The sequence below is a fragment of the Xylanibacillus composti genome, from assembly GCF_018403685.1.
In the GTDB taxonomy this organism is placed as follows: Bacteria; Bacillota; Bacilli; order Paenibacillales; family K13; genus Xylanibacillus; species Xylanibacillus composti.
In genome coordinates this window covers 59,070-82,334 of record NZ_BOVK01000015.1, presented here as the reverse complement: position 1 = coordinate 82,334, position 23,265 = coordinate 59,070, and the positions used below count along the sequence as shown (strand labels likewise).

26 protein-coding genes are annotated in these 23,265 nt (G+C 52.0%); 3 read left to right on the top strand and 23 right to left on the bottom strand.

The window, feature by feature from the left end:
• Nucleotides 1-589 precede the first annotated feature (589 nt).
• Both XYCOK13_RS06085 and XYCOK13_RS06080 read right to left on the bottom strand, forming a co-directional pair.
• The gene (locus XYCOK13_RS06085) at nucleotides 590-1,183 is read right to left on the bottom strand and encodes an HXXEE domain-containing protein (RefSeq protein ID WP_213411140.1); all 594 of its coding nucleotides are present in this window, start codon (nucleotides 1,181-1,183) and stop codon (nucleotides 590-592) included.
• Nucleotides 1,183-1,782: a TetR/AcrR family transcriptional regulator gene (locus XYCOK13_RS06080; RefSeq protein WP_213410991.1), complete on the bottom strand. Its 600-nt coding sequence runs from the start codon at nucleotides 1,780-1,782 to the stop codon at nucleotides 1,183-1,185. Before XYCOK13_RS06080 ends, XYCOK13_RS06085 begins: the two co-directional genes overlap by 1 nt.
• 819 nt (nucleotides 1,783-2,601) lie before the next feature.
• On the opposite strand from XYCOK13_RS06080, the gene XYCOK13_RS06075 reads away from it, so the two are divergent.
• Nucleotides 2,602-3,441, top strand: coding sequence for a hypothetical protein (locus tag XYCOK13_RS06075; RefSeq protein ID WP_213410990.1), 840 nt, complete (start codon nucleotides 2,602-2,604; stop codon nucleotides 3,439-3,441).
• A 261-nt stretch (nucleotides 3,442-3,702) separates the two neighbouring features.
• On the opposite strand, the gene XYCOK13_RS06070 is transcribed toward XYCOK13_RS06075, so the two are convergent.
• Entirely contained in the window at nucleotides 3,703-4,503 is an 801-nt protein-coding gene (locus XYCOK13_RS06070; protein ID WP_213410989.1) for a TrmH family RNA methyltransferase, read from the bottom strand.
• Entirely contained in the window at nucleotides 4,500-5,159 is a 660-nt protein-coding gene (locus XYCOK13_RS06065; protein WP_213410988.1) for a potassium channel family protein, read from the bottom strand. Before XYCOK13_RS06065 ends, XYCOK13_RS06070 begins: the two co-directional genes overlap by 4 nt.
• Before the next feature lie 160 nt (nucleotides 5,160-5,319).
• Between XYCOK13_RS06065 and sspI the strand changes: the two genes are divergently transcribed.
• A complete protein-coding gene (gene sspI / locus XYCOK13_RS06060) occupies nucleotides 5,320-5,526 on the top strand; it encodes a small acid-soluble spore protein SspI (protein WP_213410987.1) in 207 nt (68 codons plus the stop codon).
• A 144-nt stretch (nucleotides 5,527-5,670) separates the two neighbouring features.
• Here sspI and XYCOK13_RS06055 read toward each other — a convergent pair whose 3' ends face one another.
• The 13 genes from XYCOK13_RS06055 to XYCOK13_RS05995 all read right to left on the bottom strand — a co-directional run bounded on the left by XYCOK13_RS06055 (nucleotide 5,671) and on the right by XYCOK13_RS05995 (nucleotide 17,747).
• Nucleotides 5,671-6,765, bottom strand: coding sequence for a Gfo/Idh/MocA family protein (locus XYCOK13_RS06055; protein ID WP_213410986.1), 1,095 nt, complete (start codon nucleotides 6,763-6,765; stop codon nucleotides 5,671-5,673).
• Complete coding sequence (locus tag XYCOK13_RS06050; RefSeq protein WP_213410985.1) at nucleotides 6,762-7,427, bottom strand: ThuA domain-containing protein; 666 nt, start codon at nucleotides 7,425-7,427, stop codon at nucleotides 6,762-6,764. The genes XYCOK13_RS06055 and XYCOK13_RS06050 overlap by 4 nt, the downstream gene beginning before the upstream one ends.
• Nucleotides 7,428-7,449: 22 nt before the next feature.
• Nucleotides 7,450-8,616 carry a Gfo/Idh/MocA family protein gene (locus XYCOK13_RS06045; protein WP_213410984.1) on the bottom strand — a complete coding sequence of 389 codons (1,167 nt, stop codon included), beginning with the start codon at nucleotides 8,614-8,616 and terminating at the stop codon, nucleotides 7,450-7,452.
• A gap of 338 nt (nucleotides 8,617-8,954) precedes the next feature.
• Entirely contained in the window at nucleotides 8,955-10,538 is a 1,584-nt protein-coding gene (locus XYCOK13_RS06040; RefSeq protein ID WP_213410983.1) for a peptide chain release factor 3, read from the bottom strand.
• A 38-nt stretch (nucleotides 10,539-10,576) separates the two neighbouring features.
• A complete protein-coding gene (zwf, locus tag XYCOK13_RS06035; RefSeq protein WP_213410982.1) occupies nucleotides 10,577-12,124 on the bottom strand; it encodes a glucose-6-phosphate dehydrogenase in 1,548 nt (515 codons plus the stop codon).
• Between the two features lie 136 nt (nucleotides 12,125-12,260).
• Entirely contained in the window at nucleotides 12,261-12,962 is a 702-nt protein-coding gene (locus tag XYCOK13_RS06030) for a hypothetical protein (RefSeq protein WP_213410981.1), read from the bottom strand.
• A 145-nt stretch (nucleotides 12,963-13,107) separates the two neighbouring features.
• Nucleotides 13,108-13,761, bottom strand: a complete 654-nt coding sequence (locus tag XYCOK13_RS06025) for a response regulator (protein ID WP_213410980.1) — start codon at nucleotides 13,759-13,761, stop codon at nucleotides 13,108-13,110.
• Nucleotides 13,721-14,824 (bottom strand): sensor histidine kinase, encoded by a 1,104-nt coding sequence (locus XYCOK13_RS06020; RefSeq protein ID WP_244865027.1) that lies wholly within the window; start codon nucleotides 14,822-14,824, stop codon nucleotides 13,721-13,723. The genes XYCOK13_RS06025 and XYCOK13_RS06020 overlap by 41 nt, the downstream gene beginning before the upstream one ends.
• A gap of 16 nt (nucleotides 14,825-14,840) precedes the next feature.
• Complete coding sequence (liaF, locus tag XYCOK13_RS06015; protein ID WP_244865026.1) at nucleotides 14,841-15,488, bottom strand: cell wall-active antibiotics response protein LiaF; 648 nt, start codon at nucleotides 15,486-15,488, stop codon at nucleotides 14,841-14,843.
• Between the two features lie 109 nt (nucleotides 15,489-15,597).
• A complete protein-coding gene (locus tag XYCOK13_RS06010; RefSeq protein WP_213410979.1) occupies nucleotides 15,598-16,329 on the bottom strand; it encodes a PspA/IM30 family protein in 732 nt (243 codons plus the stop codon).
• A gap of 3 nt (nucleotides 16,330-16,332) precedes the next feature.
• The gene (locus tag XYCOK13_RS06005; protein ID WP_213410978.1) at nucleotides 16,333-16,734 is read right to left on the bottom strand and encodes a PspC domain-containing protein; all 402 of its coding nucleotides are present in this window, start codon (nucleotides 16,732-16,734) and stop codon (nucleotides 16,333-16,335) included.
• A 2-nt stretch (nucleotides 16,735-16,736) separates the two neighbouring features.
• Complete coding sequence (locus XYCOK13_RS06000; RefSeq protein WP_213410977.1) at nucleotides 16,737-17,405, bottom strand: PspA/IM30 family protein; 669 nt, start codon at nucleotides 17,403-17,405, stop codon at nucleotides 16,737-16,739.
• Between the two features lie 42 nt (nucleotides 17,406-17,447).
• Nucleotides 17,448-17,747, bottom strand: a complete 300-nt coding sequence (locus tag XYCOK13_RS05995) for a LiaF transmembrane domain-containing protein (RefSeq protein ID WP_213410976.1) — start codon at nucleotides 17,745-17,747, stop codon at nucleotides 17,448-17,450.
• 262 nt (nucleotides 17,748-18,009) lie between these two features.
• Here XYCOK13_RS05995 and XYCOK13_RS05990 point away from each other — a divergent pair, with 262 nt between their 5' ends.
• Complete coding sequence (locus XYCOK13_RS05990; RefSeq protein ID WP_213410975.1) at nucleotides 18,010-18,105, top strand: YjcZ family sporulation protein; 96 nt, start codon at nucleotides 18,010-18,012, stop codon at nucleotides 18,103-18,105.
• Between the two features lie 76 nt (nucleotides 18,106-18,181).
• Here XYCOK13_RS05990 and XYCOK13_RS05985 read toward each other — a convergent pair whose 3' ends face one another.
• Genes XYCOK13_RS05985 through nikB form a run of 6 tightly spaced genes read right to left on the bottom strand, consistent with a single transcriptional unit; the run spans nucleotide 18,182 to nucleotide 23,264 of the window.
• Nucleotides 18,182-18,865: a class I SAM-dependent methyltransferase gene (locus XYCOK13_RS05985; protein WP_213410974.1), complete on the bottom strand. Its 684-nt coding sequence runs from the start codon at nucleotides 18,863-18,865 to the stop codon at nucleotides 18,182-18,184.
• 13 nt (nucleotides 18,866-18,878) lie between these two features.
• A complete protein-coding gene (locus XYCOK13_RS05980) occupies nucleotides 18,879-19,745 on the bottom strand; it encodes a DMT family transporter (RefSeq protein ID WP_213410973.1) in 867 nt (288 codons plus the stop codon).
• 39 nt (nucleotides 19,746-19,784) lie between these two features.
• Entirely contained in the window at nucleotides 19,785-20,564 is a 780-nt protein-coding gene (locus tag XYCOK13_RS05975; RefSeq protein WP_213410972.1) for an ABC transporter ATP-binding protein, read from the bottom strand.
• Entirely contained in the window at nucleotides 20,557-21,480 is a 924-nt protein-coding gene (locus XYCOK13_RS05970; RefSeq protein WP_213410971.1) for an ABC transporter ATP-binding protein, read from the bottom strand. The genes XYCOK13_RS05975 and XYCOK13_RS05970 overlap by 8 nt, the downstream gene beginning before the upstream one ends.
• 18 nt (nucleotides 21,481-21,498) lie before the next feature.
• Nucleotides 21,499-22,323 (bottom strand): nickel transporter permease, encoded by an 825-nt coding sequence (nikC, locus tag XYCOK13_RS05965; protein WP_213410970.1) that lies wholly within the window; start codon nucleotides 22,321-22,323, stop codon nucleotides 21,499-21,501.
• On the bottom strand, nucleotides 22,320-23,264 hold the full coding sequence (gene nikB / locus XYCOK13_RS05960; protein ID WP_213410969.1) for a nickel ABC transporter permease: 945 nt from the start codon (nucleotides 23,262-23,264) through the stop codon (nucleotides 22,320-22,322). Before nikB ends, nikC begins: the two co-directional genes overlap by 4 nt.
• Between the last annotated feature and the right edge of the window lies 1 nt (nucleotide 23,265).

Below are 23,265 nucleotides of genomic sequence, written 5' to 3'. Positions count from 1 at the left end.
CAGTATTGGACTTTGCTTTGTGTTGCAAGCTCGTCCGTCTCATCATGCCTTCTATTTGATTTCTGTTCGTCAGACCGAGGGTTTGCTTCTGGCTTCCTTCAGATTCGGCCTCGCGACCGACACCCTTGCCTTCAGCTAACAGTTCCTACTGCCAAGCCTGTAGCGGACTTTCACCGCCTAGTTACCGCCCATGCCGGGCACACAACAAAAAGCCCAAGAGATCACTGTAGAACAGTATCTCCCAGGCTTTTATCCTTCCGTGGCACAAGTCTTTCGTTCGTAACGTGCCCGTTCTATCCCAACCTTCGGCTTTGGTGCCGGAGCCGGCCCTTTCTTGAACCGATGTACAAAGCGTTGATCCGCCCAGCGAATCATACGGTGTCCATATACAATGGAAACGCCTAAATAGATAGCAGACAAACTATGGACGAATGTTGCTGACGAACCGCTCCTTAAATTTAATCCTGTGGCAACAAGCAATACAATATCGACCAATGGGGTGCATGCAAGTAAAACAACTCCGACTTTAGGCAGGTTCCACACATAACGACAAACGAGGCCCGCAATAACGAACAGCCAGAAGCCTATCTCACATCCCACAATTAGGATTGGCAGCATAGTCAACTTCCTTTTCACTAGTATGATTAGACATTGGAATGAGCCGCTCGCCCAGCTTATGCCCGAACAGTACGATTGGAACTAACGTCAACCCAAACGGCAGGCTGATCAGAATATCCGACAGCGAGACCAAATTCTCGTTAAGTAACCGGTAAAATAAATACAGGCTGTACGGCAATACAACAGCTACAGCTGTGATCACACCCGGCGTAAGCATTCTGACGAACAGCGCCTGTCCCACATGCGTGAATACGTGAAGCAGCATGACGGTGTTGAAGCCCAAGAACATCAAATACATTCCCTTCTCTGCCGCGAGGTACGTACAAGGAATAAAAATAACGAACTCCACGCATACAGCTACGGCAAATTGTGAAGAGGTCATTCGCGAGAACGGCTGAAGGTCTTTATGGAACCAGGCAGGCACCCGAGCAAAGATCACATTGCGATGCTTGCGGAACCACGGCTCAATCCGAATGATCTCCTCAAAATCATGGAGCATAAATGCGGCCAGAAACAGCCAGATCAACGACTGAATGCTAATGGCAGAATCCAAAACTGGAAGCATCAACGACCAGTCCCTTCTGGACGATATTGGGCAAGTCCATACAGTAACACTTCGGTAATCTCGTTGGCGACATCCTTAGGCGAACGTTGCTTTTCAAGCAATTCTTTGAGCGTGACTTGAATGAACAGGCCGATCATACCATTCGCCATCATGTGCGGAGATAAATCGTTCCGTATAAGTCCCGTTGACTGATGCTGCTTCAGATTGCTTGCAATCGTCTGATGAATGAGTATTTCCACCTCATCAATGCTTCTTTCTTCAGTTAAAAATATTCTCGTTGCCTTGGGATGTTCCTGAAAGATGGTGAGGATGGATTCGATATTTCTTCGTATTCGCATCGAAAATTCTCCCGGCTCGATTGCAGACGGCATTACCGCCGCTTGAAGATGCTCCTCCAATCTCATATAGAACCGTTCTAATATTTCTTGGAATATGCTTTCCTTACTTGAAAAATATAAATAAAAAGCGGCTTGAGTCAGTCCTGCGGCTTTCACAATATCGCTGATCTTCGTTCCCCTGTACCCCTTTTCAGCAAATAGATCAATGGCCGCTTCCAAAATCTTGTTCTTACTATCTGCGCCTTTCGTTGTTTTTTTCATAGCTTGCAACCCCCTAACTCATAAGTTATGTAACTTATTAGTTAGTTTGAGACATAAAGTAGTTATTTGTCAAGAAAAAAACGATTAACCTTCGTTTGTAGCGAGTTAAACAGGCAGACTAGCTCGATACGATGCGGGCATATGATAAAATTGAAGATGTTACGCCATTCCGATATTAACCATAATTGCATTTACCACACTAATCGGAGGGTTCGTTTCATTTTTTCTTGCGATATTTGGCAAGCGGCAGTTTTATTGGATATCAGCTATCGGGATTTATGTATTCAGTTTTATAGCAGGTTTTTCGATTGGACAACTGACCATTGGCCTCATTGGCAGTCGGTTATTCTTTAGATTGGATAAAGATTAACCTTGGGAGTTGGCGCTTTCCTTGGCGTGATAATCGTGCTTTTCGTTGTGTTCGTTACACCTCTTTTCTTTTCTAGATATTTATTTAGCTGCTCGCTTTTTGTTCTAAAACTCCAATTCGCTCTTAATATAGTAGCAGCATCATTACTCCATATTTTCTATCTGAACATTGGCGATTCCAGAGCTGCAATAAAACTTGAATCATTTCATCGCATTTTCCATTCCACTTGAAATATGGGATCTGGCCGAAATATCATGAACATTAGCCATTTTCAACATGGGGAGGCTAATGATAGACTGAACCTTGCCCCACTAAATCCGAACATAACCATAGCTCTCAATAATTACGTAGGATCACAACAATTGAAACCATAGTCCTATTCCAAATTAATGTTTACTTGTTATAATATTGAAATAGGCGCCTATCATACTTTTTTAGGAGGTTGGATAATGAAAAAAATATTTTTCTTGTTATTTTCTATGTTTTTAATTGTTTCTCAAAGTGTTGTTGCTGTTTCCAATGAAGATTCAGAATTTTTCGTCAAACCATTAGCATTATCAAGTTTGGATGAGATTAAAAAAGTGGATTTGCACTTGAAAAAAATGGGCTTTACCAATGAGGAGTTAGCACTCATGCAAGACGATATGAAAATAGATATAGCATCTAGAGGCGGAAAAAAATGGGCCGTCCAAAAACTTACTCCCAAAATTACTAGTGTAGACGAGCAAGGTAACCGCATAGTCATTAGTGAAGACGATTCAGCTATACGTAAAAGCGATATGGATATTCAAAAAGTATCTACAAGCGATTTTGAATTATGGGGTTGGGTTGTCAAATACGGGTCTGTAAATTCGTCTGAAAATTCCTATGCTGTTTATGCTGACTATAAATGGAATAAAGGTCCTTTTAATGCTTATACTGATAAATTGGCCATGGCTTGGCAAGATAAAGTTACCCCGTATGGTGACCCCACCGGATTACATTATTGGAGATGGAATCCATACAATCAAGGTGAGGCGCATGTTTATACGAATGCAATCGATAAAAAACTTATTCAGGGGAATTCTTGGAAGGTTAATGTGATTGCTGGCGGTGATCCACAGGATGGATGGGGAAGGCAAGAAATAAGGGTCAAAAAAAGTAATGCTGGCACAACTGGCGCAGTTGAAATAGGTTATGCACATAGAATTTGCCCTGGGGGTACTGACGTTACCATATCCTATGGCGTAATTAGTTTTAGCGGTTTTTGCCAAACTGAATATAATGATAGATTCAACTTTACTTACTAAAAATATATTAGGATGCAATAGGCAGATTCTCGTCTATTGCATCTTATTATTTAGGAGGAGTGCATACTTATGTTAGTTGTATACATCATTATTTCACTGATCGTTTTTTATTTGTTAATTGGAATTTTTTCACTGCTAGGTATGGATTTTTTGAAAAATGTAGAAGAATCGTATTGCATTTTGATTGTCATCGTAATTGGATGCTTGATTAGTATTGATCAACGTATTAAGGAGCTATCGCGCAATAAAAAAGATTAATTTTCACTGATACTTCCTTTGCCGCAACGATTCATACAGCAAGACGGTTGCAGCCATCGCCACATTCAGCGATTCGGCCTGTCCCTCCATTGGGATATAGGTTTGTGCGCTGCACAACGCCGCTACAGCCGCAGACATGCCGCTGCCCTCATTGCCAAGGACGAACCAGGTGTCGGCCTTTAAGTCTAATTCGTAGCAGCTTTCGGCAGCCCGCATATCCGTGCCGATCACTTGCACGCCTGCTTCCCGCGCCTTCGGCAGCAGATCCAGCAAGTCCGCCTCCACTACCGGCAGATGGAAGAGAGAACCCATCGTGGAACGCACCGTCTTCGGGCTGAAGGGGTCCACTGTTCCTTTCCCGAGGATGACTGCACGTGCGCCTGCGGCATCCGCGCTGCGGATAATCGTGCCCAGATTGCCCGGGTCCTGCACGCCGTCTACAGCTACAGCCAAGGCGCGGCCATGAAGCAGCAGCTCATTCTGATCCATTCTTGGCTTGTTGAGTATAGCGACCACCGGCTGAGGGGTCATGGCGTCCGTTACCTTCGCCAATACTGCCTCGCTGACGCCGACAAGCGCAACGTCGTCGGCCAGCCCGTCTGTATCCAGCTCCTGAGGCCAGCCGCGCTCCAATGAATACAGCACGCAATCGAATACCGCCCCGCCGCGCATAGCCTCCTGCACCAGGTGTATGCCTTCGGCCAGGAACAACCCATGCTTGGCCCGGCCTTTTCGCTCCAGGAGCTGCGTCCACAGCTTGACGCGCGGATTGTGCACCGACACAATTTCTTCGTGCGCCCTCATGAATGCGCAACCTCAAATCGCTGCAAATCCTCATTCTTCCCGACTACGACTAGCACATCATCCGACCGGATGCTGTCTTCCGCATGCGGGGCTATGTTCATGCGTCCGCTCTGCTTGATCGCCATCACGTTGCAGCCGAACTTGGCGCGAATATCCAGCTCGCGCAAGTTTTTGCCGATCATCCCGCCAACTGCCTTGATCTCCACAATGCTATAATCGTCAGAAAGCTCGATGTAATCCAGGATGTTCGGCGAGATCATATTGTGTGCAACCCGCTGCCCCATGTCCCGCTCCGGATAGATGACTTTATCCGCCCCGATCTTCTGCAGCACTTTGCCGTGCAGCTCGTTCTGCGCCTTGACCACCAATGTCGGCACGCCCATATCCTTCAGGATCAAAGTCGTCAATATACTGGATTGGATGTCTTGTCCAATGGCCACGACTACGACATCAAAATTGCGAATCCCAAGCGCCTTCAACGCCTCTTCATCCGTGGAATCTGCCTGGACCGCATGCGTGACGACCGCAATCACTTCCTGGATCTTGCTCTCCGTCGCATCAATCGCCAACACTTCAAAGCCCATCTGATATAAGGTCTTCGCCACACTCGACCCGAACCGGCCCATGCCGATGACAGCGAATTGTTTTTTCTTCATGGATAACCGACCTCCGTTCGCTAACAGCCCTGTTGGCCGCATCTTATTTATTATACCATGGGCTTCCCGCTATTCCCATATGCTCCTGATCGCATGAAACGGCCTTGATTTGCACACGCTAGTGGCGTATGGAATATGAAAATAGCGGAGGTTAGCAGCTATGAACTTGGATTTAAGGCAAGCTATCGTGCAACGCGTGCAGGACAAGGACAATGCCGAGCTGATGGAAGTGGTCCAGAGCTCTATTGATAATGATGAACGGACGCTGCCGGGATTGGGCGTATTATTTGAGATTATATGGAAAAATACAGATGAAAACGTGCATGAGCAGCTGATTACGAGCTTAAGAAGCGGACTGACACCTTAACACAATAGCGAAGAAAAGACCGTTCCCTCCAGCATAGGGAAGCGAACAGCGCGGTGCCTGCAACCTTGCAGGTGCAGCCGCCGCGAGGCTTCTGTCAGGAGAAACGGTCTTTTCTATATGGGGCCGGCTCGAGGGGAGCCGGCTTTAGTTCACGATTCCTTCTTTGGGGAGCGGTTGCGGAGCATCGCATAGGCGGAGAAGCTCGATGTGCTTCCCTTGCTCGGCGGCCTGGTGGAAACCAACCATCGCCTCCAGCACATGAAGCGCTACACTGCCATTCGCACGATGCAGCCTGCTATTCCGAATCGCATAAGCCATGTCCAGCACCCCGATGCCTCTGGCATTGTCCGCGTACTGATGCGTCACTTCAATTTCCTGCCAATCTTCGTTGTCCTTTCCGCGAAGCAGCACAGGTCCACTGAATGTGTTCGGATCGGGCACGCGCAATGTGCCCTCGCTGCCGAATATCTCTATATACGGATACTGCGTAGGCGTCATAATATCGAAGCTCATGATCATCGTGCCGACAGCCCCGGAGACAAATTCCATCGTCCCTGTAAGATGCGTAGGGGTTTCGACCCTGATCTTTTCCCCATAGTGCTCCTTGCTTGTGACAGTCCGCTCCGCGAACGAGATCGCTGCCGATCCGCTGACACGGCGTATCGGACCGATCAGTTGGACAAGCGCCGTCAAATAGTATGGCCCCATATCGTACAGCGGGCCTCCGCCCTGCTCGTAATAAAAATGCGGGGCTGGGTGCCAGTGCTCATGCCCCTTGCTCAACATGAAAGCCGTAGCGGACAAGGGACGGCCAATCTTGCCACTGCGTATCAGTTCAAGGCAGGTTTGAATACCCGCTCCAAGAAAGGTGTCCGGCGCGCAGCCGAGCAGCAGTCCCTTGCTCCGTGCCAGAGCCACAAGGCTCTCGCCCTCATCCACGGTTACGGATAACGGCTTCTCGACATACACATGCTTGCCGGATTCAAGAGCCTGACGACAAACGGCGGCATGAGCCTTGGGCACTGTTAAATTCACAACCAGCTCTATGTCTGAAAGCTGCAGAAGCTCGTCTGGCGTGCATGCGTGCGCAATCCCATACTCCTCCGCCCGCTTCTTCGCCCGATCCAGATCGAGATCAGCCACGGCTATCACTTCTGTTTCTTCAAATGCCTGCAAGTTCTGCAAATAGATCGCGCTGATGTTGCCGCACCCGATGATCCCGATGTTCAGTCGTTTCATGCGTTGCTTCCTCCACGCGCAGCCCAGCTCATCCCGCGCCGCATCAATAGCTGGACTTCGGACATCCGCACGACTTCCGCCACATGCCCGAGCGAGCAATAATAAACCTTGCCCCTGCCATATCGCTTCGTCCATACGACCGGCATGTCTACCTCGCCATTCGGACAATGCGGACCGTCGGCAACAGGAAAGCGCGTCGTCGCGTGCACTTGAACCGCCGGGTCCACATGCATGTAGTACTGCTCAGAAACCACTGTGAAATCGTCCATATCCCGAGTAAGCGGATGGCTCCGGTCGGCAATGTTCACGGTATAGCTTACGCCATCATTGCCCGGATGGGCTACCCATTGCCCGCCTACCATAAATTGATATTCCGTCTCCATCCGGAAAGAGTCGCCCATTCCGCCATGCAAGCCCGCCAAGCCCACTCCGTTTTGAACTGCCTCCAGCAGCGGCTTCAGCTGAGATTGTGCAATTTGTCCTTGCGTCCAGTTGGGGACGATAAGATCGTAGGCATGCAGGTCCTCTTTCTCCAGCACCTCAAGTGTGTCTGATACCTGAACGGCAAAGGAATCGGCCTCCAACAAGCCTGCCAAAATACCCGCTACCTGTTCAGGTTCATGTCCTTCCCAGCCGCCTTGAAAAATCAGTGCGCGTTTCATATGTCTCCCCCTCAGTTGGCTTTTACAATTCCTGCACCTTCACCCAGCGGCGTTCCGCAACGGACAATTCAACTGCATCCAGCACTTGCTGGCACTTAACCCCGTCTTCAAAATTCGGCACCGGCTGACGATTTTCCGAGATCGCCTCCATCAGCTCCACGACCTCGTGAATGAGCGTGTGCTCATAGCCGAGTGTATGGCCTGGCGGCCACCATGCTTCAGCATAAGCATGCGCCGGATCGGTTGCCAGCACACGGCGAAAGCCCTGCACGTCCTCCTCATCCGACGTAAAGTAAACCTCCAGCTCGTTCATTCGCTCAAAGTCAAATCGCAGGCTGCCGAGGCTGCCATTGATTTCAAAGGTATTGGCGCAGCGGCGTCCGGCGGCAAAGCGCGTTGCCTCGAAGCTGCCCAGTGCGCCATTGGCAAAGCGCGCCAGGAACAAGGTGGCATCATCCACCGTTACCTCGCCCTTCTCGCCACCGGCGGCTCCCGCCGCGCTCAAGCCGGACATCGCCGCTGGTTTCGGCCGCTCCTTGACGAAAGTTTCGCTCATGCCGACAACCTCTTCAATGCCGCCGACAAGGAAGTGGGCCATATCGATCAGATGCGCATTCAAATCACCATGCGAGCCGGACCCGGCAACTTCCTTCTGAAGACGCCATACCAACGGAAACTGATCATCTGTCAGCCAGTCTTGCAAAAATTGGGCGCGGAAGTGCCGGATCGTCCCGATGCGTCCTTCGGCGATCAGCTTGCGTGCCAGCTGCACCGCCGGAGCAAACCTGTAATTAAAGCCGACCATATGCTTGATGCCAGCCTGCTGCGCTTCGCGGAGCATCTCCCGAGCGTCCGCCAAAGTCAGGGCGAGCGGCTTCTCGCAGAACACATGTTTGCCCGCGCGAGCCGCTTCAATCGCTATCTCCTTATGCACATTGCTGGGCGCGTTAATGTCAATTAGTCCGACATCCGGATTCGCAATGACCTTGCGCCAGTCGGTCTCACAGGACTGCCAGCCGAACTGCTCTTGGGCTTGCTTGACGCCTGTTTCGTCTCTCCCGCAGATTACCAGCATTTGCGGATGAATGGCCTGCGGGAAAAACATCGACAAATCCTTGTAGGCATGACTGTGCGCTTTCCCCATAAATTTGTAGCCAATCATGCCCACACCAATTTTCTCAACAGCCATGAAGGACGCCTCCTTATTTGTTGAATGAATGTTTGGATGATCTGTAAGCGTTTGCTCGCTGATTTCGAGGTAATTCTCTCACCCGGCCGCAAGCTTGTCAAGGGCAGAAAGGCACAGGAAAAGCAACAAAACGCTAAGCATGCGCACTGAATCGTCTTTCCGATTGCCTCTGCGGGCAAAGGAGCGGATTTTTTCGTCTTTCACCTAGCCGCGGGACGAAACCGCTGTTGCCTCTGTCCCCTCAAGCGCGAACAGGCTCCATAAACCCGTTCCCAACGCAAAAAAAAGAGGTGCGCCTGGCAGCAGGCGCCTCCTCTTCCCATTCATAATTTTATCCGCTACGGAGCGGTTGCGAAAAACTGAATTTCCGGCATCTTTTCCATGGCGGTGCGCATCGCATATTCATTCTCGAACAGGGCTACATATTGACCGTGGCTGTCCTTCACCAACAAGGAATTAATGCGGAATTTCCCGGGGTCAATCCGCTCGCCGACAATCCATCTGGCAAATTGGTAGTTCATGCGGCTCATTTGAATATCCACACCGTATTCGTGCTTCATGCGATAATCGAATACCTCGAACTGCAGCTGGCCCACAACACCGAGAATGATATCCTCGAAGCCCACCGAGGTGAACACCTGAATGGTCCCTTCCTCAGCCAGCTGGTCGAGTCCCTTCTGGTACTGCTTGTGCTTCAGGGCATTCTTCACCGTAACCTTGCTGAACAATTCCGGCGAAAAGGTTGGCAGCTCGTCAAAGCGAAATTCACCCTTGCCCGACAGCGTGTCGCCAATCCGAAAAATGCCGGGGTCGAATAGCCCTACAATATCGCCGGGATAGGCCGATTGCACGATGTCCCGATCCTGCGCAAGAAATTGCTGCGGCTGGGAAAGCTTGATATCCTTGCCAACGCGCACATGGCGGACCGACATCCCGCGGTCGAATTTCCCGGAAACAATCCGCAGGAACGCAATCCGATCACGGTGTGCAGGATTCATATTCGCCTGAATCTTGAACACATAGCCGGAGAAATTGCTGTCCGTTGGCGTCACATCACCCTTGTCGCTTTTTCTCGGAGTGGGAGCGGGAGCCAGCGTCAGGAAGTTTTCCAGGAAGGTCTGAACCCCGAAATTATTGATGGCGCTGCCGAAGAACACTGGTGTGAGCTCTCCCTTCGCCACCTTCTCCATATCGAACGGGTCGCCCGCAACATCGAGCAGCTCCATCTCTTCCCCGAGCTGCTTGAATTGCGACTCGCCCGCCATCTTCATAATCACTTCGTCATCGTAACCGCTGACCGGCCGCAAATCGATCCTGTCATGATCGTCCTCGTCGAACAATTCCACCTGCGTCTTATGCCGGTCATAAATGCCGCAGAGCGAACGACCCATGCCTATCGGCCAATTCATAGGGTGGGAGCGTATGCCAAGCACCTGCTCGATTTCCTCCAGCAGCTCGAACGGATCACGTCCTTCCCGGTCCAGCTTGTTGATGAAGGTGAAGATGGGAATGCCCCGGGCGCTGCACACTTGAAACAGCTTTTTCGTCTGCGCCTCCACGCCTTTGGCCGAATCAATAATCATGACCGCGCTGTCCGCCGCGGTTAAGGTGCGATACGTATCTTCACTGAAATCCTGGTGACCAGGCGTATCCAGAATATTGATGCGATGCCCCTTATAGTCGAACTGCAGCACGCTCGATGTAACAGAGATGCCGCGCTGTTTCTCAATTTCCATCCAGTCGGATGTTGCAAATTTGGCGGCCTTGCGGCTCTTGACCGACCCAGCCTCCCGGATTGCTCCGCCATACAGCAGAAGCTTCTCCGTGAGGGTTGTTTTCCCCGCATCCGGGTGAGAGATAATGGCGAACGTCCGCCGCCTGCTTACCTCTTGGGATAATTCCTGATCCAGCTTCGTTGTCATGCGTGTATTCCTTTCCCTTCTCTCCTGGATGTGCGCCGTTACTCCGAACGGTTGGTGACCCAGACGACGTCGCTTTCGTCCTGGCCGTTCACCGGCCACCATTTGAACCCGTCGCGAGCGAGCAAGCCATGGGCTGCGTCAGGCCCCCAGGAACCGGCTTCATACGTATGAAGCGGCTGCTCGTCATGGCTCCAGGCTTCCGCAATCCGGTCTGTGAACGCCCACGCGTGGGAAACCTCATCCCACCTCGTGAAATAAGTCGAATCCCCGCGAATGGCATCATGGAGCAAGCGTTCATACGCTTCCGGCGTATTCCAGCCCACTTGGCAGCTTTGGCAGAAATCCATTGCCACTGGTACAAGCACGCCGTCTGTTCCCGGCTTCTTCGCGTTGATCTTGATGTAGATGCCTTCCATAGGATTCACCCGGAACACAAGCAGATTCGGTTCAAGCGCATGCTGCTGTGCCTTATGCGTAGCGCTGGGCACACCCTTGAATTCAACCACAATTTCCGTAGACTTCACCGGCATCCGCTTGCCTGTTCGGATATAAAACGGTACGCCTGCCCATCTGTTATTGTCCACCATCACCTTGGCAGCAACGAAAGTCTCAGTTGTGGATGCCGGATTGACCGATTCTTCGTCGCGATAAGCCGGCACGTTCTTGCCTTTCACTGCACCCGAACCGTATTGTCCGCGGATCACATGCTGCGCTACCTCTTCATGGGAACCGTAGAGGCGAAGCGAGCGAAGCACTTTCGCTTTTTCGTCGCGAATATCCTCGGACACATTGCGGCTTGGCGGCTCCATTGCCATCATGGCGATCATTTGCAGCATATGGTTTTGGACCATGTCCCGCAACGCCCCGGAATTATCGTAATATCCGCCCCGATCCTCTACGCCGACCGTCTCGCTTGAAGTAATTTGGATGTTGGCAATATGGTGCCGATTCCACAAGGGCTCGAAGAAGGCGTTGGCGAAGCGAATGACCTCGATATTCTGGATCATCTCCTTGCCCAGATAATGGTCGATGCGGTAAATATCCTTCTCCTCGAACACGTTGCGAATTTCTTCGTTCAAGGCCAGGGCCGACTTTAAATCATACCCGAACGGCTTCTCAATGACAACCCGCTTCCAGCCGTTGCCGGCCAACAGCCCGCCGTCACGCAGATGATGGGCAACTTGTCCGAACAGCTCCGGAGCCAGCGCCAAATAGAACAAGCGGTTTCCCGACAGGCCGAATTCAGCCTCCAGTCCAACCGCTGTCTTCTCCAGCTCGCGAAAGCCCTCGACATCATTCGTATTGAGCGACATATATTCAAAATGCGCGGCAAAGGCCGGCCAATCGCTGTCCTCGTCATTGGGATAGCGGGAGAATTCGGCAATCGACTGCTTCACGTCCTCACGGAATTGGTCGTTCGTCTTCGGACGTCTCGCCAACCCGATGACGGCGAACTTGTCCGAAAGCTTGCCCTCGCGATACAAGCTGTATATAGCCGGGTACAGCTTGCGCTTGGCCAAATCTCCTGTCGCTCCGAATATGAATAGAAGGGTTCCCTCCAGTGGCTTGGTTTGATTCTGTTCCATCAAGACTCAACTTCTTTCTCTATGTATTTAAACCGCATGCATGATAGCAGTTTCCTTCTGTTTGAAGTGTAGCATATCTAAAACCGCCGATTCAACAACCGGCGGTTTTCTTGTTGATGATATTCGGAATTTGCGCCTAGAATTCGCCTGTCAGCATAGGAGTAGCCAGCGCGGCAGTCCACTGTCCCGACTCGGAATGCCGATGGAGGGCGATTTGCAAATTACCTGCGTCACCGCCGGAAACAACGCCCCGACCCAATCCTTCGGCGAAATAGCGGGTAATGATGGACTGTTCGTCCCGGTACTGATCAATCGTCCGGCTGTTGCCAAGCCCTTCAGCGGCTTGCTGCAGATTGCCGGCTTCCATCGCCTCAGTTGTTTGCGCGTGAGCTTTGCCGTCCGCTCGAATCTGCCATTCACTGTCCAGCCAGCCGGATGATGCAAGGACGCGCTCCATCTCCAGCGCCTTGCTCAGCAGCTGACCGGCATCTGCGCCGTACAGCCGAATGAACAGATGCGCTGCTTTCGGCATACTTGTGACGATGATGTCGCTTGCCGTTTCCTCTCCTGCAACTGCGCGCAGCTGCTGCTCAACGCCTTCTGCGCTCTGTCCGTCCTGCAGGGCAACCTTTGTCTCATAGGCCAACGCATAGGTGATTTCGCCCTCCAGCACTTGTTCCGCCAGTACAACCAGCAATTCCGCCCGATCCTGCAAGCTCTCTCCAGCTTTCGCTTGACCTGTCGCATCCTTGACAATGACTGCCGCTATCACAATCGCCAGAGCCGCAACCATCCCTCTGCCATATTTACTCCATACGCCATGCCCATTCATAATCATGATCGCTCCTGTTCATCCGAATCTATCAATCTAGTAAACAGGCTGGCCAGTTTGGAATAGATTTATACCTTACCCCGAAATGCGGTGTTTGGCAAAATCGTCCGATTCCTATTGCGGGGCCCGACTCCGCCCCGCTGGGTTGCGTTTACGAGTCGGCAAGTCCGTGCTTGTAAGCATAAATGGCGGCCTGCGTGCGATCCTCCACACCAAGCTTGGCCAATATGTTGGTCACATGGAACTTGACCGTCTTGATGCCGATGAACAGTTCATCCGCCACATCCTGATTGCTCTTGCCGCTGGCAATCAGCTTCAGCACCTCCATCTCGCGCTCGGTCAGCTCCTCGTGAGGCAGCTTCTCCGGCTTCGGCTGACGGAAACGATTCATAATCTTGGTGGCGACCTGAGATTCCAAGGTCGGCTGACCGTTCACGGCAGCACGGATCGCCTGCGCTATCTCCTGTGCGCGCGAGGTTTTCAGCAAATAACTAAATGCGCCTGCTTCGATGACAGGGTATATTTTCTCGTCATCCAGGAAGCTGGTCAAGACAATGACCTTAATCTGCGGCTCAGCCTGAAGCAGCCGCTTCGTCGTCTCGATTCCGTCCATGCCCTCCATCACGAGATCCATCAGCACCACATCCGGCTTGTACTGCTGGGCCAGCTTGATGCCATCCAGGCCGTTGCTTGCTTCTCCTACCACTTCAATGCCGTCTTCTGTACTGAGCACGGCGGCCAGTCCGATACGCACCATCTCGTGATCATCCACCAGCAGCACTTTGATCGCTTTTTCCGCGTTCATCCGTTCCACCTTCTTCTGCAATCTTCTGCACCAAGGGGACACGTATGTCGATACGCGTGCCTTTGCCGGGCGCAGTAATAATATTCAAATCGCCGCCAATCTCAATGACCCGTTCCTTCATCGAGACGAGACCATAGGACGTATGCTTCTGCTGATCCAGGTCGAAGCCGACTCCATTATCCTTTACGGATAAACGGACGGTTTCGTTTCGCTGGTTCAGCCGCACTTCCAATTTATCCGCTTTGGAATGGCGAAGCGTATTGGAGAGCGCCTCCTGCACGATGCGAAACAAATGATCCTCGATGCCCTTGCTCAACTGGATGGACTCGTCCATGTCGAACGCGATGTCAATTGGCACCTTCGCCTTCAGTTCCAGAAGCAGCTCCTTCAGGCCTTGCGACAGCCGCTTGCCCTCCAGATGCACCGGACGCAGATGCAAAAGGAGAGCGCGCATTTCCGATTGCGCCACCGAGGCCATTTCTTCAATCAGGGACACTTGCCGTTTCGCCTTGTCGAAGTCCTTCTCCAGCGTCCGACCCAAGGCCGTTGCCGTCATCGAAATGGCGAATAGCTGCTGGCTGACGGCGTCATGAAGCTCCCGAGCCAGACGCTGGCGTTCTTCGGTCACAGCAGAAAAGCGAACTTGTTCGGTCAACTGCGCATTGTTGGTAGACAGCCGCTGCAAGGAATCGACCTGCTCTTCCCACTTGCGGGTAATACGGTTGAGCTGCTCGCCCAGGCGGCCGATTTCATCCTCGCCCAAGTCCGGCACGCTCCGCGAAAGGTTCCCCTTCTCAAGCCAAAGCATGGAATCGTGCAGCTGCTCCAGCCTGCGCTTTATCTTGCTGCTGTACCAGAAGCCATAACCGCCGGCCAGAAGGAGTGTAATGCCTATCAGCATGGAGGTATGCTGGATGGCCGAAGCCCAAGAGACGAATGGTTTTAAGTACTGGTAGGTGTACAGCAGATACAGAACGATGCCTAGCAGGACGATGCCCAGGATCATAAATTCACCCATGCTTCGCCAAATCATATTCGTCAGCTTTCGGGTATCCCGACTCATCGCGCATCCCTCCTTCCTACATCACCTTAACATCCACATCTCCTACGATATAGGAGAGGACAAACTTCACTTTGTATTCGCACTGCTCATACTGCGGCGACTTCCAGTATATTTTGTTCATTAATCCGGCTTCGCGTTCATCGCCAATGTTCGTTTGGCCAAAGACAACCGTAGACTGCACAATTACGCCCAAATCCTCCGGAACTATAATATCAATGTCCCCGATCACACCCTGCATGACCATGACTGCCTCATTTTCCTCCAGCAGCGCGAGCGACAAATCGATATGAATTTCGCCTATGACCGACCATACACTCATGCTTCGCAAAATCCACGGATCTTTATTCCATTTCAAGCTTTGCAGGATGTTCTGCTTCTGAACGTAAAACTCGCTCGGTTGGATTTGTCTCGAACGAATATAGAAGAAGCCGAGTGAAATCAAGATGATGGCAAGAATTAGGGAAAAATGGGAGCTAAGCAGCATCACGGCGCTCAGGGCAATGAGCAGATATCCTGACCGTTCTTCGCCATGACGCAGCTTATGCACGCCCAACCACAATATGATCAAGGCGGAAACGGTGAAAAATCCGATCATTTGCCCTAGCAGCAAAAAAGCGCCTGCCACAATCAACACAAGTGCTGTATTTCGTTTTCGATTTTCCACGTCGTCTCCACCTCCTTCTAAGACCAGCAAAAGCCATAAAAGCGGCGGATGCCGCTTTATGGCTTATCCCTTCTAAGAATATCACAGCTGAAAAGAGCTGGAAAGATGATTATTTTACTTCTGTTTCAGACTTTACATCCGCCGCAGCCGTTGGTGCGGTTGCGTCTAGCTTGACGCCCGCTACTCTCTGCTTCAGCTCCTGCAGCTGCACATCTACCTTGGCGCCAAGTTCCGGGCGCAGCGTCCCTTCCTTATAAAGCTCCGCGCGATAAGGCGTGCGGGCCACTTCCGCCTCTGCTTCGAGTTGCATGATTTTCTCCTCGATCCGATGGAATCCGCGCGATGCATGTCCGGATTCGATCGACTGGCTCAGCGAAACCTGGGCGATCTGTTTTTTCGCTTTGGCTACCTGTGCTCGCGAGACAAGCTCGTTGCGCTTGTTCCGCATTTGATAAAACTCATCCTTCATTTCGTGAAGCTGCTTCGTCAGTTCATCTGCGTTCGTCTTGGAGGAGTGATGCATCTCTGCATAATCCGATGCTTTCTTGTCGGCAGCCAGCTTCTCTTCCAATGCCCGCTTGGCCAGCTCGTCGTTGCCTGCCTGCACATGCTCCAGCGCTTGCTGCTCCAGCTGCGCTGCGGCGCGTACAGCCTCATCCAAGCGCTGCTTCAGCTTGCGCTCGTTCGCGATCTGCTTCGCGACGGTCACTTCAGCCTTGGCAATTTCCTCTTCCATATCGCGCAAATATTGATTCAGCATGACAATCGGATCTTCTACTTTGTCCAATACCTCATGAATCGTTGCTTTCGTCATGTCGCCAATCCGTTTGAATACTCCCATTGTTTACACGTCTCCCTTCTCGTATTTGGCCAACTTGGCCCGAAGTTCTTCGATTTCTTTCCACATGGCTTTCTTCTCAATATCCTTCATCATTTCGTCCAAACCCGGCTCTTCCGCAGGAGCGGCATACTGGTTGGAAGCAGGCCGTCCCGACGGGGGATAGTGCCCGTTGTAACCGGAACCGGGGTATGCTGCATTGTGGCCAAAGCCCATGTCGCTCACAGGTTCTTTCGGCACAACCAGACAAGCCAATACGTATAGCAAAATGACAGTCCCTGCCGAAAATACAGCGGTCACTACAGTCACCAGCCGCAGCAATGTCGAATCTACATTCAGCGCTTCAGCAATGCCGCCGCATAGACCGAACAGTTTCTTATCCCGCTGCGACCGATACAACTTCATCATGCTTATCGCTCCCCTTCCTGCAGTTTTTGCTTCAAGCGGGCCAGCTCTTTCTCCAGCAATGCTTGAGTCTGGCTGCCTGCGCGATACAGCGCTTCCCGCCCGGCTTGCCTCAGGTCATGGAGGGACCGGCTTTCCAACTCCAGATCGGAGATCTTCTCCTCCAGACGCTGGAACACGTTGCCGCTCAACCCGCCTCCTGCGGACATTCGTTCATTCATCCGCTGCCGAAGCCGAACCGATTCCAGACGAGCCGCATAATATTGGCGCTTGCCGACCACTTCCTGATAGTCGCTTCGCAGCTGGTGCATCTGCTCCTCAAGCTCCAGCAAGGAATGCTGTGCTTGTTCGTAGAGCTGTCTGAACTGTTCCGCTTTTTCCTCGTTCGCAATTTTGTCCTGCAAGGCCATTCTGGCCACATGCTCTTCGCCAGCTTTCAGCGCGAGCTTGGCCTGCTCGGCCCGCTTCTCCGCCGTTTGCTCCGCGCTGAGTGCCTGCTGCCTCATGGATGCGGCATGCTGGGCGCATTGCTGAATGAGCTTCTCTGTCTCTTGAATATGCTGACGCTGATTGTACAAGAACTCGTCGATCATCCGCACCGGGTCTTGCGATTTTTCCAGCCTGTCATTCAATGTGGCAACTGAGATATCCCGTACACGTTTCATCACACTCATCTATCCTTTTCCTCCCTTAAGGTTTCATCTATTTCGTTTGGACTAGTAGGCTCTACCGCCTTTTCTCAGAATCGAAATGCCGTACCAGATCAATGCGACCGCGATAATCAAGCCCATCAGACCTGCAAATTTGCCCAGCAGGCTGATCAAACCGATAATCAGCAGCACCCATCCGAAGAAGCTCCGGTTGTTCTTGATCCCGATATACCCCAAACCGATTAGCGCTAACGGAATAATCCAGCCCATCAGAGGACCAAGTCCCAAGCCAAAGCGATTCAGTATAATCAGAAGTCCCAATCCGATCAGAATCAATGCCCATATGTTTCTTTTGGAGAGTTCCATTTGTTTCACCGCCTTTAATGTTCTTGTTCGCTTTCCTTGACTTTATTGTAGACGATCCGGCATTTCGTCAAAACGGACCGCCGTCGGTAATTGCGACTGGACCTTGGTCTAGGTTGTCCTCAGACTGCGGACCACTCGCTCCTCAGCCCACTGTGTGACCATGACGGAAGCGCCCAATCTCTCTGTGCCAAGACGGATGTCTATACCGTTCATCCGCGAAAGACATAGGGTATAGTATCCAAAGTGGAAAGGAGGATGTCACATGGGTGCAGCAGCAGGCTACGGTTACACCACTACGGGCACTATCCTCGTGTTGTTCATTCTTCTGGTTATCATTAGCCGTGTATGGCTCGTATAAAAGCCCTACACGATGAAATCCCGGGCAGTCTTGGACTCCCGGGATTGTCTTTTTTACAGCATCATTAAAGATGCGCTCATCTTGCTGCAGGCGCAATCAATCGAAAAATATAAGCCTGCTCGTATGTATACAGCAGTTTGTCGGCGATACATTGATACCAGCTCTTGTCCGGGCTCAGTGCGACAAAGCCGGACGGAATCATTCGTCGTATTTCGACCTGAAAGCCCTCTTTGAAAAATGCGTCTGCGATGGCATCCAGCGAATGCTCCTGCAATGGCAGTGCCGAATTCTGATTAATGTTCTGCCGGATTAGCGGAAAGCTTGGATTGTTCGGATAATCCGCATAAGTCGCATAGTATACGCCGCCAGGCTTCAAACAAGCCTTCATCTTCCGCGCATGTTCCCCAAGGTCATCCAATAAGTAAAGAACCGCGAGGCTAAATGCCAGATCGAATCGGCTCTCCCACTGATCCGGATCGGAAGTCACTTCGTAGGAGATCGGCAAGCTCCCCTTTCTTTGGTTGGCCACTTCAATGGATTGCCTGGCCAAGTCTGTACCAACCGCCTCCTTGAATGGCCGCTGCTCGTAAAGCAGGCGCAAAAAGCCTCCCTGATTGCAACCGAAATCCAGCACGCTGCATGCCTGCAAATCGGTTTCCGGGATATGTTCAAGAATCCATTTCCAATGCTTCAGGTGCGAGTCCTCCATGCTCTGATCGCCCTCGCGCCACCACACATCGTAATATCGGTCTTGCCTCATCCTTTTCCCCCTTCTAGGATTCGAGTCCCCTCTCTTTGATCCGGCCGGTTTTTCTGGCCGTCGACAACCCTATGCAGCCTAAAACAATCAGACTCCCGCCTGCCACGGCGAGCCAGCCTGGAACCTCCTGCCAAAAGATAAAGCCAAAGAGGGCGTTCATGATCAGCCCCGCATAACTGACAACTTGCACAACCGCCGCATGTTCATGCGTGAAGGCTTTGGTCAGAAACAATTGCCCCAGCAGCGAAACTACACCAATAGCCAAAAGCAAAAGAGCCCCCCTGACATCCGGAACAACGAATTCGTTCCACATAAACGGCACAGCCACAATTGTTGAGGTTGCTACAAAATAAAAAACGATCTCATAAGCGGGATGCGTTCTGCTTAAGTAACGGATGGACAAGCTGGCTGATGCGGCAAACAATGCACCGGATAGTCCCACAAGCGCCACCCAGGAAAAGCTGGAATACTGGAAGGGGTTGATGACGAGCATCGCGCCCGCAAGGATGACCGGCACAAACAGCTTCGCTTTGTCGCTAAGCCTCTCCTTCAGCACAATAGCGGACAACAATACAACAAATACAGGCGACGTCTGAGCCAAAATGCTTGCATCGACGAGAGGCATATATGCCACAGTATAAAAAAAGGCCAGCATATAAAATCCTCCCATTGCGCCTCTGAAGAAGAGCATCGGCACGCCGTTCCTGGAGAAGGAAATTCGACTTCGCTGCATAAAGAACAAAATCAGAATCGTGCCGATCAGCCCTCGAAAAAAAGCGATCTCCGCGGCGGGAATAGTGGCGCTGGCCTCTTTGACAAGCGCATTCATCGCACTGAAGACAAACGTTGAGAGCAGAGCGAACCCAATGCCATTTTTCATCTTTTTCCTCCATGCTACCGGGATTCAGTTTTCTTTCCGCTATTGGGAAGCGGATATCAGAACCTTCGTATAGGGGTGGCGCTCATCCAGCCACAGCTCGTCCGCTGCAAATTCATCCACAATTCGTCCCTGACGCATGACAAGCAGGCGATGGCAGAGCTGAACCACAGCAGCAAGATCATGAGAAATAAACAGAACGGACATGTTCAATTGCCGTTGCAAGACTTGGAGTAAATGCAGAATTTGACATTGGGTCGTGACGTCCAGACTGGAGGTAGGCTCATCGCATATCAGCAGTTGTGGACAGAGGCTAATGCCGCGTGCAATGCAGACTCGCTGTCTTTGTCCCCCGCTCAGCTCGTGCGGATAACTATCCATGTGTTCGGCTGTCAGCCCTACCATACTCAACAGCCGTTCCGCCTTCTCTCTTCTGGACAAGCGCGCTCCGTGAAAAAAAGGAGGTTGGACATGAACATAATTGTCCAACGGCTCGAGCACAGAGCGCCATACCGGCAGACGGTCATTGAGTGAAGCTGTGGAATCCTGAAATACAACTTGAATATGCTGCCGAAGCCGGCGCAGCTCTCGCCGGTTCGTCCGCATTAAGGGCCTTCCTTGGAAGATCACTTCGCCATGGTCCGGAGATTCGAGTGCCAAGAGCAGTCTGACCAAGGTGCTTTTGCCACTGCCGCTTTCACCGACCAGGCCGACGCATTCGCCCGACCTGATCACAAATGACACGCGATCAACTGCAGCCACATCGTTCCTGCCCCTGGCATAACGCTTCGACAGATGACTCACCTTGAGACACTCAGACATACAAGCTCTCCTCCCTGTAAGCGGCGGCAGGGAATACAGCATCCGGTTTGCCTGGCGCCGCAAGCCGCGGAGAAGCAGCCAGCAAATTGCGCGTATAGGGATGCGCTGGTCGGATGAGAAGCTGGGATGCCAAGCCTGACTCGATCATTTCTCCGTTTTTCATCACCGCAACCCGGTCGGCCCTCCGCCAAACATGCCTAAGATCATGGGTAATAAATAATACTGCGCATCCAGTGGCGGATTGGAGCGCCGCAATCAAGTCCATGACCCGCTCTCCCGTCAATACGTCCAGCGCAGTCGTCGGTTCGTCGGCAATTAACAAGGAAGGCCCAGGCATTAAGGCTGCGGCCAATGCTACCCGCTGGCACTGTCCCCCGCTGAGTTGAAACGGGTAGCTCTCATACACGCGCTTCGGGGGGAGGCCGACCTTCTCAAGCCAATCGAAGACACGCGCCTTGGCCTCCTTTTTGCTCAGCCGTTCATGGGTGCGCACCAGTTCCATGAGCTGCGTCCCTATTCTCATAAACGGTGTAAAGCTTCCTTTGTAGTTTTGGAATACCCACCCGATTTCTTGGCCGCGTAAGCGCTTGCGGTCATCAGCATGCCATTCATGCAAGCTCCGGTTATGCAGCCAGATTTGCCCGGAGGAGCGAAGCGACTTGGGCAGCAATCCCCCAATTGCCGCTGCTGTTACGCTTTTTCCGCTGCCGCTTTCACCGACAATCGCCAGCATCTCGCCCTGGCGAATGGAAAATGAAATATTCTGGACAAGCAGCCTGCTCTGATTCTGTTCTGAAACCGCAACCTGCAATTGTTCGACGCGAAGAACCGGCGGCGCTTCCTCGCGAGCTCTCAACCGATTTCTGCCCGCATCCGTATGCGGCAAGCGGCTGTTCTTCTCCTTCGTCTTCTGCATACTGCAATCACCTCACCTTCAAATTTCGTTCACCCTGCTGTTTGCCCGCACATCAAGCAGGTCCCTCAAGCCGTCGCTTGCCATATTGCAAGCCAGGACGACAAATAATATGCATAGTCCGGGATACAGCATTAACTCGGGAGCGGCCTGGAAATACGAGCGTCCGTCATTCAGCATCGCCCCCCACTCCGGAGAAGGAGGCTGTGCACCCAACCCCAGATAGGACAGCGCCGACAGGAGCAAAATGGTTCTTCCGATATCCCCTGCAACCAGAATGGCCAAGGGCGATAAAATGTGCCGAATCAGATGACGCCGTATAATGGTCCAGCCGGAACTCCCGGACACAATCGAAACGAGCACATATTCTTTCTCCCGCTCAGATCGTACAAGCCCTCGAACAATCCGCGCATAAGCAATCCATTTCACACAAGCAATGGCCAGCATGACGTTCAACAGCCCCGGACCTAGAAAACCTGCCACCGCAACAGCAATCAATATCTCGGGCAGAGCTCCCGCGCCATCGGCCATCCGCATTAGCAAAGCATCCAGTCGTCCGCCTTTATAACCGGATATGAAACCGATCGGGACACCGATCGCGGCAACGGCGCCAATCACTGCCACGGAGAGGCCCAGCGTGGTATGGGTGCCTGCCAGCAATCTCGATAGGATGCAGCGGCCCAGATGATCCGTCCCTAAAGGGTAAGTCCAGCTCGGAGGCCGCAAGCGCTCAGACATTTGAATAAGCACCGGATCGTTTGGAGCCAGCCATGTGCCAAATATCGCAAGCACAGAAAACAATCCAAACAGAACCAAGCCCGCCGAGAGCAATGGGGATGACTTCATGGACGACGACCTCCCCGCATTCGGATGCGGGGGTCCAGCACAGCCGCTCCGACATCAGACAGCCAGTTGGCCATAAGAAAACAAACGCCGCAGAACAAAACATATCCTTGAACTACCGGATAATCGCGCAGACGGATCGATTCGATAGCCAGACTCCCCAGCCCCGGCCAACCGAATATGGATTCCGTGACAACCGATCCGGTCAACAATGAACCCAGACTGACCCCGGACACCGCAACAATCGGGAGCAGTGCGGCTCGCATCGCATGGCGCAGCATAATGCGCCATTCGGAAATTCCTCTGGCCCTTGCAGCTTTGATATAATCCCGCGAGAGAGTATCGAGCAATCCGGCTCGCAATAACCGGATGTATTCGGGTGCCATCACAAACCCCAGGGTCAGCGATGGCAAGACAAGATGCCGCAATGTACCGCTTCCCATAGTCGGAAGCCAATTTAATTGATATGCGAACACATAGATCAATAGTAATGCGAGCCAGAAGCTGGGGATGGATGCGCCAAGCAGTGCGATAATCCGACTGGATACATCCGGGGCTTTGTTCTGGTATTTCGCAGCCAATATTCCAAGCGGAAAAGCGATGACCATGAGCACCACCACCGATCCTAGCGTCAAATAAATCGTGGCGGGCAGACGCTCCATCAATATGTCCCAGACTTCCCGGTTGCTTGTCAGCGATTGCCCCCAGTCAAGCTGCACAACTTTTAGCAGCCAGCTTCCGTACTGTTCATAAATAGGACGATTCAATCCCAGCGCCTCGCGGGCCGCCTCTTGTTCAGCTTGCGACAGCGCACCGTCGCTAGCGAGCAAGATGGCCAAGATCGGATCGCCCGGTGCCAGCTTCATCATGACGAATGTGACGACACTCAAGAAAAACAACACGATCACCATTTGGACAAATCGGCCGGACAATTGTGTCAACATG

Excerpts from the sequence above, each read along its gene's own strand:
- XYCOK13_RS06085 (WP_213411140.1), bottom strand. The coding sequence starts at position 1,183 with ATGCTTCCAGTTTTGGATTCTGCCATTAGCATTCAGTCGTTGATCTGG.
- XYCOK13_RS06080 (WP_213410991.1), bottom strand. The coding sequence starts at position 1,782 with ATGAAAAAAACAACGAAAGGCGCAGATAGTAAGAACAAGATTTTGGAA.
- XYCOK13_RS06075 (WP_213410990.1), top strand. The coding sequence starts at position 2,602 with ATGAAAAAAATATTTTTCTTGTTATTTTCTATGTTTTTAATTGTTTCT.
- XYCOK13_RS06070 (WP_213410989.1), bottom strand. The coding sequence starts at position 4,503 with ATGAGGGCGCACGAAGAAATTGTGTCGGTGCACAATCCGCGCGTCAAG.
- XYCOK13_RS06065 (WP_213410988.1), bottom strand. The coding sequence starts at position 5,159 with ATGAAGAAAAAACAATTCGCTGTCATCGGCATGGGCCGGTTCGGGTCG.
- sspI (WP_213410987.1), top strand. The coding sequence starts at position 5,320 with ATGAACTTGGATTTAAGGCAAGCTATCGTGCAACGCGTGCAGGACAAG.
- XYCOK13_RS06055 (WP_213410986.1), bottom strand. The coding sequence starts at position 6,765 with ATGAAACGACTGAACATCGGGATCATCGGGTGCGGCAACATCAGCGCG.
- XYCOK13_RS06050 (WP_213410985.1), bottom strand. The coding sequence starts at position 7,427 with ATGAAACGCGCACTGATTTTTCAAGGCGGCTGGGAAGGACATGAACCT.
- XYCOK13_RS06045 (WP_213410984.1), bottom strand. The coding sequence starts at position 8,616 with ATGGCTGTTGAGAAAATTGGTGTGGGCATGATTGGCTACAAATTTATG.
- XYCOK13_RS06040 (WP_213410983.1), bottom strand. The coding sequence starts at position 10,538 with ATGACAACGAAGCTGGATCAGGAATTATCCCAAGAGGTAAGCAGGCGG.
- zwf (WP_213410982.1), bottom strand. The coding sequence starts at position 12,124 with ATGGAACAGAATCAAACCAAGCCACTGGAGGGAACCCTTCTATTCATA.
- XYCOK13_RS06030 (WP_213410981.1), bottom strand. The coding sequence starts at position 12,962 with ATGATTATGAATGGGCATGGCGTATGGAGTAAATATGGCAGAGGGATG.
- XYCOK13_RS06025 (WP_213410980.1), bottom strand. The coding sequence starts at position 13,761 with ATGAACGCGGAAAAAGCGATCAAAGTGCTGCTGGTGGATGATCACGAG.
- XYCOK13_RS06020 (WP_244865027.1), bottom strand. The coding sequence starts at position 14,824 with ATGAGTCGGGATACCCGAAAGCTGACGAATATGATTTGGCGAAGCATG.
- XYCOK13_RS06010 (WP_213410979.1), bottom strand. The coding sequence starts at position 16,329 with ATGGGAGTATTCAAACGGATTGGCGACATGACGAAAGCAACGATTCAT.
- XYCOK13_RS06005 (WP_213410978.1), bottom strand. The coding sequence starts at position 16,734 with ATGATGAAGTTGTATCGGTCGCAGCGGGATAAGAAACTGTTCGGTCTA.
- XYCOK13_RS06000 (WP_213410977.1), bottom strand. The coding sequence starts at position 17,405 with ATGAGTGTGATGAAACGTGTACGGGATATCTCAGTTGCCACATTGAAT.
- XYCOK13_RS05995 (WP_213410976.1), bottom strand. The coding sequence starts at position 17,747 with ATGGAACTCTCCAAAAGAAACATATGGGCATTGATTCTGATCGGATTG.
- XYCOK13_RS05990 (WP_213410975.1), top strand. The coding sequence starts at position 18,010 with ATGGGTGCAGCAGCAGGCTACGGTTACACCACTACGGGCACTATCCTC.
- XYCOK13_RS05985 (WP_213410974.1), bottom strand. The coding sequence starts at position 18,865 with ATGAGGCAAGACCGATATTACGATGTGTGGTGGCGCGAGGGCGATCAG.
- XYCOK13_RS05980 (WP_213410973.1), bottom strand. The coding sequence starts at position 19,745 with ATGAAAAATGGCATTGGGTTCGCTCTGCTCTCAACGTTTGTCTTCAGT.
- XYCOK13_RS05975 (WP_213410972.1), bottom strand. The coding sequence starts at position 20,564 with ATGTCTGAGTGTCTCAAGGTGAGTCATCTGTCGAAGCGTTATGCCAGG.
- XYCOK13_RS05970 (WP_213410971.1), bottom strand. The coding sequence starts at position 21,480 with ATGCAGAAGACGAAGGAGAAGAACAGCCGCTTGCCGCATACGGATGCG.
- nikC (WP_213410970.1), bottom strand. The coding sequence starts at position 22,323 with ATGAAGTCATCCCCATTGCTCTCGGCGGGCTTGGTTCTGTTTGGATTG.
- nikB (WP_213410969.1), bottom strand. The coding sequence starts at position 23,264 with ATGTTGACACAATTGTCCGGCCGATTTGTCCAAATGGTGATCGTGTTG.